Raw genomic sequence first — 15153 nt, 5'->3', positions numbered from 1 at the left:
GCGATCCTGCATGACCCGCCGCACCCCGGCAATCCCGGGGTGCGGTTTCGCATATATGGGCATCCGTCCGGCATCCATCGCATTTCCGTTCGCCGCCGGCCGTGCCGGTGCGCACCCCCGTCATATACTGCAACTGACATAACGGCCGCAGGTGTGAAAAGAGGGTCTGGTGCGGACAATCTGGCGGATATTCACGCGCGATCTGACGCGCATCCTTCGCAATCCGGTCGCCGTGGTCGTCACCCTCGGCGTGGCCATCATCCCCTCGCTGTACGCGTGGTTCAACATCCTCGCCAACTGGGACCCGTACTCCGTCACCGGCAACCTGCAGGTCGCCATCGCCAACGAGGACAAAGGCACCACGAACGATCTGGTCGGCAAGCTCGACGCCGGCAAACAGGTCGTCGCCCAGCTCAAGAAGAACGATGCGCTCGGCTGGCGGTTCGTCGGTGAGGAACAGGCCATCCAGGGCGTGCAGTCCGGCGAATACTACGCCGCGATCGTCCTGCCCAAGGACTTCAGCGAAAGTCTCGTCGGATCGGTCACCGGATCGTCGAAACGTCCGCAGATCAAGTACTACGTCAACGAAAAGAAGAACGCGATCGCGCCGAAGATCACCGACACCGGCGCGACGACCATCGACTCGCAGATCAACTCCACGTTCGTCACCACCGTGGCGAACACGGTCGCCTCGGCCATCTCCAAGGCCGGCGGACTGGCCGACGGCAAGATCTCGTCCACGCAGCACGACGCGATCGGCGACCTCGACAAGGTGATCTCCGGCATCGACAAGGTCGACAAATCGCTGACCGGACTGCGGTCCACGCTGTCCGCGTCCGACAAGACCATCGCGGACGCGAAACGCAACGTCTCCGAACTCAAGAAGACCGTCGCCGCCGCGCGCAAGGCGTCCGACCAGTCCGGCACGCTGCTCGCGCAGGCTCAGTCCGGCTCCCGCGACTTCTCCACGCGGCTCGTCGGCGCGCTCGACGACGGTTCCGCGCAACTGTCCGCGTTCTCGGTCGCCGCGAACCAGGCGGCCGGCGGCATCACGTCCGGCTTCAACCAGGCGCAGGATTCCGTCGATACGGTCACGAACGCCGTCTCCCAGCCGCTCGACGCCACGGCCGACGCGGTCGACCGGCTGAAAACCGCACTGCGCGACGCAGGCATCGGTGAAAACACGAGCGATCCGGTCGGCCAGCGCATCTGGTCGCAGGTCAACGCGCTGTCCGATGCGATCAGCCGACAGCAATCGCAGGTGAACGCGTTCCACGACGACACCACGCAGTTCATCACCTCCGGCAAGAACGCGACGAACAGCCTGACCGGCGCGCTCACCGACGGCACGACCGGCGGCATCTCCGCGCTCAACCAGGCACGCGCATCGCTCACCGGCACGATCATGCCGAACGTCGACACGTCACTGAACAGTTTCGCCGCGCTCAACGGCACGCTGTCCGGTTCGCTGACTGCGCTCGACGGCACCCTCGACCAGACCGATGGACTGCTCGACCAGCTGTCGGATACGCTCGACCAGACCGGCAAGACGCTCGTCTCCACGCAGGATTCGCTCAAGCAGGTGCGTTCGGACGTCACCGGCGTGCGCACCGACATCGGCGCGCTCGACAGTTCCGCCGCGTACCGGAAGATCCGCGACACCCTGCACCTCGACGACAAGGGATTCGGCGAGTTCATGGGCAATCCGGTCAGCCTGCACACCAACGTCGTGTACCCGGTCGACAACTACGGCTCGTCGGTCACGCCGTTCTACACGAACCTCGCGCTGTGGGTCGGCGGGTTCGTGCTCATCGCGATCTACAAGCTCGAAGTTGACCGCGAGTCGATCCGGCGCATGAGCGCGACGCAGGCGTACCTCGGCCGCTGGCTGCTGCTTGTCACGATCGGCTTCCTGCAGGCGGTCATCGCCACCGTCGGCGACCTCGTGCTCGGCATCCAATGCGAGCATCCGTTCCTGTTCGTGCTCGCCGGCATATTCTGCTCGTTCGTGTACATCAACATCATCTACGCGCTGGCCGTCGCGTTCCGCCACATCGGCAAGGCCGTGGCCGTGATCCTCGTGATCGTGCAGATTCCCGGTGCGTCCGGCCTGTATCCGATCGAGCTCATGCCGTCCTTCTTCCGTGAACTGCACCCGTGGCTGCCGTTCACGTACGGCATCAACGCGATGCGCGGCCCGATCGCCGGCACCTACGCGAACCATTACTGGCTTGACATGGGCCATCTCGCGCTGTACCTGCCGGCCGCCGCGTTCGTGGGCCTGATCGTGCGCCGCTACGCGATGAACCTCAACGCGCTGTTCGACCGCCGGCTCGGCGACACCGACCTGATGATCACCGAACACAACACGATGGTCAACGAGCAGGTGAGCCTGACCTCCGTGTTCGGCCTCGTCTCCAACGGCGGCGAGGAGCTGCGCTCGCTCGTGCGCCGCCGCGCCCACCGCTTCTTCGGCCGGTATCCGCGGCTCATCATCGGCGGCCTCGCCTCGCTGACCGTGCTGCCGTTCGTGTTCCTGATCCTGCTGTTCGTCACGCAGGCGAAGATCCAGATGCTCACCGCGTGGATCGTGTCGATCATCGTGATCGACGCCTATCTGATCGTCGTCGAATACACGCGCGAAAGCTACGCCCGCCAGCTCGGCGTGAGCGCGATGACGGCCGACGAGTTCCGCGACACGATGCTCAATGGTTACGTGTGGCTGCGGCCGTACAGCGGTTCGCGTGGATCGCGCGGCGCGCATGCGGCCGGTACGCACGCTGGCAGCGCGCATGCGGCCGGTGCGGATGGCAAGGCCGGTGCGGTCGGTGATATCGGTGCGTCCGGTACGCACATGGCCGCGAACTCCACCGGTCCGATCGGATCGCACGGCAGGCACGCGCCGTGGCGGGTCCCGCAGATCGATGACGATCCCGAGGAGACCGAGATCACCGAACAGTTGCCGCCGATCGGCGACGCGGCTGGCCGTCCGTCCGCCGACGCGTCTGGCAGCCTGGTCGATCTCGTCCGCCCGTCCACGGAAGGAGACGCGCGATGAGGAACATCTGGCGCATATTCGTACGCGACGTCCGTCAGGCGTCACGCAACGTGATCGCGATCATCGTCGCCATGGGACTCGTGATCGTGCCCTCGCTGTACGCGTGGTACAACATCGCCGCCAGCTGGGATCCGTACGGCAACACGAAATCGCTGAAGGTCGCCGTCGCGAACGTCGACGCCGGCTACAAGTCCGACCTCATGCCGGTGCGGATCAACGTGGGCGAGACTGTGACCAACGCGCTGCGCGCCAACCACCAGCTCGACTGGCAGTTCGTCGACAAGGACAAGGCCATCGACGGCGTGCACTCGGGCGCGTACTACGCGGCGCTCGTGATCCCGAAAAGCTTCAGCGCCGACATGATGACGCTGTTCACGCCCAAGATCAAGCACGCGAAGCTCGAATACTACCTCAACGAGAAAATCAACCCGATCGCGCCGCACATCACCGACCAGGGCGCCAGCACCGTCGCCACGACCATCGACCAGACCTTCGTGAAAACGGTCAGTGACGTGGCCCTCAACATCGCGTCCAACGTGGCCGACTACGCGAGCAGCCCCGAAATGACGAAGTACGTCGACAACGCCACCGGAAACCTCGGCACGATGTCCCAACGGCTGACCTCCACCGCGTCGCAGATCGACGCCTACGCGACGTTGCTCGGCTCGGCCGGCGACATCATCGACTCCACCGACAAACTGCTCGGTTCGGCCGGCTCCGGTGCGGCCGACACGAAAAAGGCCATCACCCAGGCTCGCGACGGCGTGGACTCGCTCGACAAGGCGCTCGCCGGCGCGACCGACGGCGTCAACTCCGCGCTGAACTCCGCCGGGTCCGCATACGATGCGATCGACAAGCAGATCGATGCCGCGTTCGACAACGTCAACGCGCAGTCCGCGCAGATCGCCGGCAGCCTCACCGACCTGCAGGGCAAGATAAGCGCGCAGGCCGACGCGTTCGGCACGTACGCCGACGCGCTCGCCTCGCTGGCGTCCGCGACGTCGAACGCGGCCGTGCGCGACGCGCTGAACGCGGCCGCCAAGCAGGTGCGCAACGCCCAGTCGAAACTCGCGGACGCGGCCTCCTCGCTCGGCGACGCGGCGAAGAAGATCAACGACGGCACCGCCGACATCGCAAAGACCCGGCGCGAGCTCAAGAACAAGATCGCCACGGCGAAGAAGTCGGTCGACGACATCGCCGACGACTACCGGACCACGCTTAAACCGCAGCTCGACGCGCTCGCCACGTCGATGGGCGAGGTCGCCACGCAGACCGGTGCCGTGGCGGACGGGCTGACCACCACGATCGACGACGTGTCCGGCCTGTCCGACGGAGTGTCTGGCAACCTGGACGACATGCGGTCCTCGCTCGGCGACGCGGCCTCCGCGCTGCGCAAATCCGCCGGCAAACTCGACACGCTGAAATCAACCATCGCGTCCACGCTGACCGGCGGCGTTCCCGACATGTCGTCGCTGACCTCCGACCCGGACGCGCTCGCCACGATGCTCAGCGCGCCGGTCGCGGTCGACCGCGTGGCCGTGTACCCGATCGCGAACTACGGTTCCGCGATGACGCCGTTCTACACGATCCTGGCGATCTGGGTGGGCGCGATCATCCTCGTCGCCATGCTCAAGGTGTCGATCTCCGATCACGAGAAGGCGAAGATCCTCGGGCTTGGCAACGAACTGCCGCTCGGCGAGGAGATGGGCCTGCGCGAGGCGATGATCGCCGGGCGTGCGGCGGGACCTGCGGCCGCGCTCGACGTGCTCATGAAGCCGCGCGCCGAATCGCCCGGCAACGCGAGCCGGTTCGGCCTGAAACTGGATCAGGAGTACTTCGGCCGGTACCTGATCTTCGGCGTATTGGCGCTGCTGCAGGGCACGCTGGTATGCCTGGGCGACCTGTTCTATCTGGGCGTGCAGTGCGAGCATCCGTTCCTGTTCGTTCTGGTCGGCTGGCTTGCCGCGCTCGTGTTCTCGAACATCATGTACACGCTCACCGTCTCGTTCGGCGACATCGGCAAGGCCATCGCGGTCGTGCTGCTCGTCGTGCAGGTGGCCGGCACCGGCGGCACGTTCCCGATCGAAACGCTGCCCCCGTTCTTCCAGGTGCTGTCGCGATGGCTGCTGTTCCCGTACGCGGTGGACGCGATGCACGCGGCGATGGCCGGCTCGTACGGTCTCGAATACTGGGTGTCGATGGGCAAGCTGGCGCTGTTCCTGATCCCGTCTCTGTTGCTCGGTCTCGTGCTGCGCAAACCGGTGATCCGCCTGAACGACTGGATCCTGCGCAACCTCGAAAGCACCAAGGTGATGTGAGCACGCGGGCGCGGTTTGCCTGATTCCACGCGTCGGCGGATTGGGTAGCATGGTGGCATGGAGCTCAGGATGCTTGACGAGAGCCGCTATGCGGCCGAAATGCGCGAGAAGGTGCTGCCGGCGCTGGCACAGTGCCGTACCGAAGGATGGATGGAACCGGCGGATGTGGACGGCCTGCCGGCGCTGGCCGGCCGCGCGTCGGCATCGGGCGCCTCAGTCGGTCCCGATTCCGACCACGCCGGCAAACTGCACTATGTCTGCTACGACGCGGCCAAGTTCGACGCCCTGCACGAGGACGACGCGACCGGCATCTTCCGCGGCGCGGTCGTCATCTCGCACGGCTTCACCGAATTCGCGTCCAAATACTGCGAACTCATCTGGTATTTCCTGCTCGCCGGCTACTCCGTATGCCTGATGGAACATCGCGGCCACGGCTATTCCGCACGCGACGTGGACGACGACTGGCTCGTGTGGATCGACGACTGGCGGCGGTACGTGGCCGATCTGGCCAAATTCGCCGACACGGTCGGCAAGCGGTACGCCGACGGCCAGCCGCTTAACCTGTTCTGCCATTCGATGGGCGGCGGCATCGGCGCGGCCGTGCTCGAACAGCATCCGACCCTGTTCGACAAGGCCGTGCTGTCCGCTCCGATGATCGCGCCGGCGACCGGCGTGCCGAACTGGGTGGCCCGTGCGCTCGCCGAAGTGATGTGCGGCGTCGGCCTTGGCAGGCACGCCGTGTTCGGCCAGGGACCGTTCTCGCCCGAATACAAGCCCGAGGAGCACAAGGGCGCGTCCGAGGCACGCACCCGCTGGTTCCATGAATGCCGATGCGAGGACGTGCACTGCCAGACGAACGCCGCCGCGTTCGAATGGGTGCGGCAGGCGCTGCGACTGTCGCATGCGGTGCTCAAACCGAACGCCTGCGAGAACATCGAGACGCCGATCCTCCTGTTCCAGGCCGGACACGACATCTGGGTGCTCAACGAACCGCAGAACCGTTTCGTCGCCAACGTCAGGGAGGGCGGCGGCAACATCCGTCTGGTCCGGTACGCCGATTCCGTGCACGAGATCTTCAGCATGCCGAACGGCACGTTCGGCCCGTACCTCAGTCAGATACTCGACTTCTACGACACCGGAGAATCCCGTCTGCTGGACTGACCATCGCCGGCGACCTACCCTCTCCAGCGACTCACCCTCTCCGGTGGCCCGCCCTTCTCAGTGGCGGAAAACGCTCGCCGAGATACCGCTCGGCGAGCGTTTTCCGCCACGCGCCGTCGTACACTAGCGAAGGCAACACGGAGACGGATCAGAGGAAGGACTCAGACCATGACCTACGATTTCACGTCGATCATCGATCGGCACGGCAAGGACGCCCTCGCGGTGGACGGCCTCGGCGCCATCCCCGGGATGTCGCCCGAGCCGCCGAAGCCCGGATTCGACGTGATCCCGATGTGGGTCGCCGACATGAACTTCCCGACCGTCCCCACCGTGCAACAGGCCATCATCGAACGCGCCAAGCATCCGATGTTCGGCTACTTCCAGCCGACCGACGAATACTATGACTCGATCATCGAGTGGCAGTCCGAACGCAACGGCGTGACCGGACTCGCCCCTGAGCACATCGGCTACGAGAACGGCGTGCTCGGCGGCGTGATCTCCGCGCTGACCGCCTTCGCCGCGCCCGGCGACGCGGTGCTGCTGCACAGCCCCACCTACAACGGATTCACGCAGTGCATCGAAAACAACGGCTTCCACATCGTCCACAGCCCGCTCAAGCGCGACGAGAACGGCGTCTGGCGCATGGACTTCGACGATATGGACCGCCGTCTCAAGGAGCACAACATCCACGTCGCCGTCTTCTGCAGCCCGCACAACCCGACCGGCCGCGTCTGGGAACGCTGGGAGATCGAACGCGCGATGGAGGTCTACCGCGCGAACGACGTCGTCGTCATCTCCGACGAGATCTGGTCCGACATCATCCTCGCCGGCAACAAGCACATCCCGACCCAGTCGGTCGGCGAGGACGCACGCAACCGCACGATCGCGTTCTACGCGCCGAGCAAGACCTTCAACCTCGCCGGCCTGATCGGCAGCTACCACATCATCTACAGCAAGTACCTGCGCGACCGCGTCGTCGCCAAGGGCTCCAAGTCGCACTACAACGACATGAACGTGCTGTCGATGCACGCGCTCATCGGCGCGTACCGACCGGAAGGCCACGAATGGTGTGACGAGATGTGCGCGACCGTCACCGGGAACGTCGACTACGCATATGACTACATCACCAAGCATTTCGATGGTGTCACGCTGTCCAAGCCGCAGGGCACGTACATGCTGTTCCTCGACTGCGCCGAATGGTGCGCCAAGCACGACGTGACGCTGCCGGAGCTGATCAAGCGCGGCTGGGACGTCGGTGTCGCCTGGGAGGACGGCACCCTGTTCCACTGGCCCGATTCGATCCGCGTGAACCTCGCCCTGCCGCTCAGCCGCGTGCGCGAGGCGATGGAACGGCTCGACCGGTACGTATTCAACGCGTGAGCGACGGCCGTCCGATGACGAAACGCGACATGGACGGGACGCAGGGCGGACCTCGGTCCGGCAAGTCCGGCAGGTCTGTCAAGTCCGGCGGTTCCGACGATCCCGGCAATCCCCGCAAGTCCGCGCGCCGCTCCGCCCCGTCCTTCGAACGCACCCCGCGCGACCTGATCCTCGGCGCGCTGCTGGTCCTCGCCGGCGGCGTGATGTGGGGCACCAACGCCACCGTATCGAAGATGCTCATGGGCACATATCACGCCGACCCGTTGTGGATCGCATGCGTGCGCGAACTGGTGGCGGGCGCGATGTTCCTCGCCGTCGCCGCTTTCAGACAGCGCCGGCTGCTTATCGGCGCGCTCACCGACCGCAAGGAATACCCGCGTCTGATCGGCAGTTCGCTGATCTGCGTGCTGCTCGTGCAGGTCGCCTACCTGTGTTCGATCAACGCGACGAACGCCGGCACCGCGACCGTGCTGCAGTCGCTGAACCTGCTGTTCGTGCTCGCGTTCGTCTGCCTGCGCGGACGGCGACTGCCGAACCTGCGCGAAGGCGCGGGCGTGGCGCTCGCGTTCGCCGGCGTGGTGCTGCTGGCGACCGGCGGCGACCTGACGACGATCAAACTGCCGGCCATCGGCCTGCTGTGGGGACTGGTGAACGCGGGCGCGACCGCCGCGATGTCGATCATGCCGATCAAGCTGATCGCTCGGTGGGGCAACATGACGGTCAACGGGATCATGTTCGTGATCTCGGGGCTGGTGCTGCTGCCGGTCGTGCGCCCGTGGGCCACCGCTCCCGCGTTCGACTGGTTCGGCGTGCTGCTCATGGTGTACACGGTGGTGATCGGCACGTTCGGAGCGTTCGGCCTGTTCCTGGCCGGCATGATGCGCGTGGGATCGATGCGGGCGACGATGCTTGGCACCAGCGAGCCGGTCGCCGCGACGATCACCTCCGTCGCATGGACGGGCGAGGTGTTCACGCCCGCCGATTTCGCCGGCTTCGCGATGATCCTCGCGATGGTGTTCCTCGTGCGCTGAGGCCGCGACGGTCGTGCGGGTGAGCGTGCGGGCCTATCGGGCGTCGGGTGTGTGACGGGGCCGAATCGGTAGTCGCCGCTGCCGGCAACGTCGCCGGTATACAAACGTAATGTACTGTTCACCATGCGTTCAGGTGTTGTCGGTTGGCGGGATGAAAGCGTATTCGACAATGGTGGTATGAGTGGAACAACCAAGGGTTCTCGCAACAACGTAGTGTGTGAAACGCTTCGTGAAACCAAGCATGCCGGCGTGTGGACCGCCATGCGACGCATCGCCGCGTCGGTCGTCGCGGCCGCCGCATCCCTGACGATGCTGGCCGCATGCTCGATGCCGGGCAAGATCGGCGGCGGGTCGACCGCGGACCCCGGCAAGACCCAGTCGTTCACTCCGGCCAAAGGCAAGGCCGAAGCCACGTTGAGCATCGCATCCGGCTCCGAAAACAAGGAGGTCGCCGACGCGATCCAGAAGGCCGTAGACGATTCCGGCGTAGCCGTCACCATGCACTACATGGGATCGCTCGACATCATGAGCGCGCTCGAACACGGCGGCGACGATTACGACGCGGTCTGGCCGGCCTCCTCCATGTGGATCTCCATGGGCGACACCAAGCACATCGTCAAGGACGCGACCAGCACGTCCACCACGCCCATCGTGTTCGGCATCACCGAATCCAAGGCCAAGCAGCTCGGCTGGGCCAATGCGGACGGCACCACGAAGCCGGTGAAGACCGCCGACATCCTCGACGCGGTCTCGCAAGGCAGGCTGACGTTCTCCATGACCTCCGCCACACAGTCCAACTCCGGCGCATCCGCCTATCTGGCGTTCATGACCGCGCTCACCGGCCGCGACGAGCCGCTCAGCGCCGCCGACCTCAACGACACGCAGCTCACCGACCAGGTCACCAAGCTGCTCAAGGGCGTCGACCGCTCGTCCGGCTCGTCCGACTGGCTCAAGGACATGGTCGTCGCGAATCCGAACAGGTTCAACGCGATGGTCAACTACGAATCGCTCGTCATCCAGGCGAACAAGACGCTCACGGACGAAGGCCACGACCCGTTGCTCGTCGTCTACCCGGCCGACGGCATCGCCGTCTCCGATTCGCCGCTCGGCTACGTCGACCGCGGCCAGAACCTCGACGCCGCGTTCGGCAAGTTCCAGCAGGCGCTCGCCTCCAAGGACGCCAAGCTGCTGTTCGAACGCGCGGGCCGGCGCACCGGACTCGGCGGCGCGCTCGCCTACGCATCCGACGGCCAGGTCAAGCAGTCGTTCCGCGCCGACTGGGGCATCAACACCGGCGCCGACGCGCTGAAAACCATCGCCCTGCCGTCCGCCAGCGTGATCAATCAGGCGCTTGACGTCTACCAGACCAAACTGCGCAAGCCCAGCTACACGATCTGGGTCGTCGACTACTCCGGCTCGATGAGCGGCAGCGGCAAGGACGGCGTGGTCGGCGGCCTCAAGGCCGCGCTCGACCCGGCCCAGGCCAAGCAGTCGCACATCGACCCCGCGGACGGCGACGTGAACATCCTCATCCCGTTCTCGTCCTCCGCGGAAACCCCGACGCGCGTCAAGGGCACGAGCACCGGCGAACTGCTTTCCCGCGCCGAGAACACGGACGCGACCGGCGGCACGAACATCTACGACGGTCTGCTGTCCGCGCTCGATCAGCTGCCTGAGGACACGAGCGACTACACGACCGCGATCGTGCTCATGACCGACGGCCAGTCCGACGACGGCGACAAAAGCTACTTCACGCAGGAATACCGCTCGCGCGGCAAGGACGTCCCTGTCTTCTCGATCATGTTCGGCGACGCCGATCCGGATCAGCTCAACGAACTCGCCAAGCTGAGCAACGCGAAGGTGTTCGACGGCCGCGACGGCGACCTCGCCTCCGTCTTCCGCCAGGTCAAGGGATTCAACTGATGATCGGTGTCATCGCGGGATTCGTCGTCGGGCTGGTCTTGGCCGGACTGTCGTTCTGGCTGGCCGGCGGCGGGCTGGTCGGACTGGGCGTGGGCGTCGTCTGCGCCGCGCTCGGGTACGTTGCCGGATCGACCCTGCTGCAGCCGGAACGCCGGCTCGGTTCGATCGTCGTGTCCGCGCTGCCGAACGGCCAGAAGGCCGCGGCCGCGATAGACGACGCGAACGCGCTGCTCAACCGCGTCGGCATGCTCGCCGGACGCGTGCGCGACCCGCAGGTGCGCGCCGAGGCCGACGACTTCATCGCGGCCACCCGTGACCTCACCAGATACGTCAGCACCGATACCGGCGCGTACGCGACGCTGCGCCACTACACGAACGTGTACGGCGAACAGACCGCGAAACTGCTCGCCTCGTACGTCGACGTGGAACAGTCCGGCGCGCGCGACCAGATCCCGGTCGCACAGCGTGAGACCGTCGAGGCGCTGCAGGTGCTCGAACGCGCGGCCGCGGGGGAGCTGTCGCGCGCGGTGTCGTCCAAGACGCTCGGCATCGCGGCCGATTCCGAGGCGATCCAGCGGCTCGCAAGCATGGATGGATATGCGGTCGCCGACGAGAAGGAAACCGAAACCGCGATCCCGTCAGGGCCTGATCCGATGTCCGGCATCGGCGGCCCGGCGGCCGGTCCTGCGGTCAGTTCGACGGCCGCTCCGTCGGATGCAGACGTGGCAGGGGAGAGGAAGTCATGAAACTCACGAAATCGAAAATCATCGGCCTGATCGCGCTGCTGGCGGTCGTCGGCGTGATCCTCGGCACGATCGTCTGGCGGCAGGCCCAGCCCAAGCCGGTCGAAATCCAGCAGGTCAACGGCTATCTCGGCGGCGAGAAGATCGGCCTGTTCGACGACGAGCAGTTCGCCGAGCTCGCCGACAAGGCCGGGCTCAAGGTCAACTATCGCAAGGCCGGATCGCTCGCCATGATGGACGCCGACCGCAACGGCATGGACTACCTGTTCCCCTCGTCGCGCGCGGCCGTCGAATACGGCAAGGCGAAGGGCGTGAACACGTCGAACTCCGACATCGTGTTCAACTCGCCGATCGTGATCTACACGCACAAGGCCGTCGCCGATGCGCTCGTCGGCGGCGGGCTGATGAGCAAGGACAGCGCCGGCGCCTACCACATGGACATGGCCAAGGCCGTCGACGCGATGGTCAACAACAAGTCGTGGGCCGACGTCGGCTACCAGAACGGATACGGTCAGTTCCGCATCGACTCCACCGATCCCGTCAAGTCGAACTCCGGCAACGAGTACGCCGCACTCGTCGCGACCGTGCTCAACGACGGACAGCCGGCGACCACCGACTCCGTCAGCCGCGACGCGGACAAGATCAAGGCGATCTTCGCGAAATCCGGCTGGATGGAAACCAGTTCGGAAGACAGCTTCAACCAGTTCCTCACGCTCGGCGTCGGCTCGAAGCCCATGATGATCGGCTACGAATCGCAGCTGCTCGACCTGGCCGTCAACCAGCCGGATGCGTTCAAGCAGGTCAGGGACGACGTGGTGATCGTGTACCCCACCCCGACCGTGTGGAGCACGCACACCCTCATCGCGCTCGACGACAAGGGATCGCAGTTGCTGTCCCTGCTCAAATCCGCCGACGTGCAGAAGCTCGCTTGGGAACGGCACGGCTTCCGCGCGGCGAACTTCGCCGGCACCGACTCGATCAAACGCTTCAAGGTGCCCGGCACGCTCGAACAGGTGACCGCCGTCACCGAGCTGCCCAACAACAACGCCATGCAGGCCATCATCAAGGCATTGAGCTAGGCGTTTCGAGACATTCCTAGGAAAGGACAACCAATCATGACCACGCAACTCACCCTCGCCGATCTCGCCGGCGGCAACAACGCCGTCACCTCGCCGACCGTCGCCACGGCATCGGCCGTCGACCCGACCGGCTCGCTCGTGCCGACGACCGACCAGGCCAAGGCCGAAGCCGCGCTCACCCCCGACCAGCAGATCGCCAAACTGCCCGCCGCCGACCAACAGCAGATCGCACAGCTCGCCGGCAACATCGACTTCACGCGCGACGGCATCGAATCGTCGTACGGCAAGGACGTGCAGCGTGCCACCTCCACCTTCGCCGACGAAATCCTCTCCGAAACCCGGTCCAAGGACACCGGCGAGGCCGGCGACCTGCTCGCGACCATGCTCACCACCATCGACGAGGCCGAACTCGGCGGATTCCGCAAGATCCCGATCATCGGCCAGGTCGCCGTCTCCATCGACAAGCTGCGCCGCCGCTACCAGAAGGTCGACGCGCAGATCGACGAGATCATCACCAAGCTCGAGAAGGCGCAGTCCAAGCTCGTCGCCGACATCGCCATGTACAACACCATGTACGAGCAGAACGCGCAGCAGTACCGCGCGCTCAAACTCACCGTGCTCGCCGGCAAGAAGGCGCTCGCCGACTTCAACGCGAACCAGCTGCCGTCTTTGGAGGCCGAGGCGGCCAAGAGCGGCGACGCGATGCAGGCGCAGGTGCTCAAGGACTTCAAGTCGAAGCTCGACCGGTTCGCCAAGCGGCTCGATGACCTCGACCGCGTGAGCGTCGTCACGCTGCAGACCGCGCCGCAGATCAAGATCATCCAGAACGCCGACCAGACCATCGTCGACAAGATCGACACGACCATCTCCACCACGATCCCGGTGTGGAAGTCGCAGATGGTGATCGCGCTGGGCCTGTCCAACCAGCGGGCCGCGCTCGACCTGCAGAACAAGGCCGACGACGTGACCAACAAGCTGCTCACGCGCAACGCCGAGGCGCTGCACCGCGGGGCCGTGGACGCGGAGAAGGCGAACCAGCGGTCGGTCATCGAGATCGACACGTTGGAGAAGATCAACTCCGAGCTCATCGCCACGCTGCGCGAAACCGTGCAGATCCAGAAGGAAGGCAAGGCGAACCGCGAGGCGGCGCAGGTGAAGATGCGTCAGATCGAGTCCGACCTCAAGGCCGCGCTGATCGATAACGCGCGGCAGATGTAGGGGCGCATGGCGGGCGCCGGCCGCGTGTTGTGCGCCTTGTCTGATCCGGATCAGGGATGAATCAGTGGTTTCCCTGATGCTGCCGGCACGCGTCGCATGACATGATGAGATCATGAGACTGTTAGGCAATATTCTGTGGCTGATTCTCGGTGGCCTGTTCCTGTCGTTGGGCTGGGCCATCGTCGGACTGATACTGTGCGTGACGATCATTGGCATTCCGTTGGGCGTGCAGGCGTTCAAGATGGCCGAACTCACGCTGACCCCGTTCGGCAAGACCGTGATATACAACGGCGGCGTCGGATCGACGCTGCTGAACATCGTGTGGTTCGTGCTCGTCGGCGTGTGGATGGCGCTCGGCTATGTCGCCGCAGGCCTGGCCAACTGCATCACGATCATCGGCATCCCATTCGGCATCCAGTCGTTCAAGATGGCCAAGCTGGCCCTGTGGCCGTTCGGCGCGGACATCGTCGCTGTGCGGTAGCGTTGGAACCGTCCGGCCGACAGCATCGTCGGTGATCGGACCTGAGCAAAGGAGATCGGTAATCATGATTTTGGTGACTACTACGCCGGCCGTAGAAGGATATACGGTAACGAGCTATCAGGGCATCGTGTTCGGCGAGGTGATCGCCGGCGTGAACATGTTCAAGGACATCGGCGCAAGCTTGCGCAACGTGTTCGGCGGGCGCAGCCAGGGATACGAGGAGGAGCTGACGAACGCGCGCAACCAGGCGATCGCCGAAATGCAGCAGCGTGCGGAGGCCATGGGTGCCCATGCGGTGATCGGCGTGGACGTGGACTACGAGGTGCTGGGCGCCGACGGTTCGATGCTGATGGTCACGGCATCCGGTACCGCAGTGCAGCTGGCGCGCAAGACGGCCTGATCCCAAGCACTCACATCCGTCTAAACATCAGGATCATGCCTTGCATGTTGCCGACACGCCGCGCATTGGTGGTGTGGTGTTTACCGGGATGTTGGTTTTGGGGTTTATTCTGGGGTTGTTGGGCGTGTTGTGCGTTATTGCGACACGCCGAGGGAGCCGTGTGTTTTCAACGGTTCTCGGTTTTGTTGTGCCTGCTGGTTTGCGTGGGGCGGGTTGTTGGTGTAAGTTTTTCTCTTGCTGCCGGTCAGCGGCTGGTCTTCTTCTTGGGGATGAGGGCTGATCGTGTGGTGGTGGTTTGAGAACTCAAGAGCGTGTTTGTACTACTTCTTTATAGTCAATGATTGCCAGTTCATTCCCTTCC

The 15153-nt window shown here is 65.0% G+C and carries 11 protein-coding genes; all 11 read left to right on the top strand.

Translation table 11 applies throughout. The features are described from left to right. Positions 1-169 precede the first annotated feature (169 nt). Positions 170-3058: a YhgE/Pip family protein gene (locus GFD25_RS10560; protein ID WP_163232638.1), complete on the top strand. Its 2889-nt coding sequence runs from the start codon at positions 170-172 to the stop codon at positions 3056-3058. Further along, on the top strand, positions 3055-5376 hold the full coding sequence (locus GFD25_RS10555; RefSeq protein WP_163232636.1) for a YhgE/Pip domain-containing protein: 2322 nt from the start codon (positions 3055-3057) through the stop codon (positions 5374-5376). Before GFD25_RS10560 ends, GFD25_RS10555 begins: the two co-directional genes overlap by 4 nt. 57 nt (positions 5377-5433) lie before the next feature. Beyond that, positions 5434-6537: an alpha/beta fold hydrolase gene (locus GFD25_RS10550; RefSeq protein WP_163232634.1), complete on the top strand. Its 1104-nt coding sequence runs from the start codon at positions 5434-5436 to the stop codon at positions 6535-6537. 168 nt (positions 6538-6705) lie between these two features. Next, entirely contained in the window at positions 6706-7917 is a 1212-nt protein-coding gene (locus GFD25_RS10545; RefSeq protein ID WP_163232632.1) for a MalY/PatB family protein, read from the top strand. Positions 7918-7946: 29 nt separating this feature from the next. Then, positions 7947-8948, top strand: coding sequence for a DMT family transporter (locus tag GFD25_RS10540; RefSeq protein ID WP_163232630.1), 1002 nt, complete (start codon positions 7947-7949; stop codon positions 8946-8948). 177 nt (positions 8949-9125) lie between these two features. Beyond that, positions 9126-10871 (top strand): VWA domain-containing protein, encoded by a 1746-nt coding sequence (locus tag GFD25_RS10535; protein ID WP_239512544.1) that lies wholly within the window; start codon positions 9126-9128, stop codon positions 10869-10871. Continuing rightward, positions 10871-11617, top strand: coding sequence for a hypothetical protein (locus GFD25_RS10530; RefSeq protein ID WP_239512543.1), 747 nt, complete (start codon positions 10871-10873; stop codon positions 11615-11617). Before GFD25_RS10535 ends, GFD25_RS10530 begins: the two co-directional genes overlap by 1 nt. Then, the gene (locus tag GFD25_RS10525; protein ID WP_163232628.1) at positions 11614-12693 is read left to right on the top strand and encodes a substrate-binding domain-containing protein; all 1080 of its coding nucleotides are present in this window, start codon (positions 11614-11616) and stop codon (positions 12691-12693) included. The genes GFD25_RS10530 and GFD25_RS10525 overlap by 4 nt, the downstream gene beginning before the upstream one ends. A 36-nt stretch (positions 12694-12729) precedes the next feature. Continuing rightward, entirely contained in the window at positions 12730-13911 is a 1182-nt protein-coding gene (locus GFD25_RS10520) for a toxic anion resistance protein (protein ID WP_239512542.1), read from the top strand. A gap of 112 nt (positions 13912-14023) precedes the next feature. Further along, on the top strand, positions 14024-14392 hold the full coding sequence (locus tag GFD25_RS10515; protein ID WP_163232626.1) for a YccF domain-containing protein: 369 nt from the start codon (positions 14024-14026) through the stop codon (positions 14390-14392). A gap of 64 nt (positions 14393-14456) precedes the next feature. Next, positions 14457-14792 carry a putative heavy metal-binding protein gene (locus GFD25_RS10510; RefSeq protein WP_163232624.1) on the top strand — a complete coding sequence of 112 codons (336 nt, stop codon included), beginning with the start codon at positions 14457-14459 and terminating at the stop codon, positions 14790-14792. Positions 14793-15153 lie beyond the last annotated feature (361 nt).

Origin of the sequence: Bifidobacterium aerophilum (assembly GCF_010667685.1) — a bacterium.
Lineage (GTDB): Bacteria > Actinomycetota > Actinomycetes > Actinomycetales > Bifidobacteriaceae > Bifidobacterium > Bifidobacterium aerophilum.
Note: the sequence above shows the minus strand (reverse complement) of the source record. Positions and strands in the feature narration are given on the sequence as shown.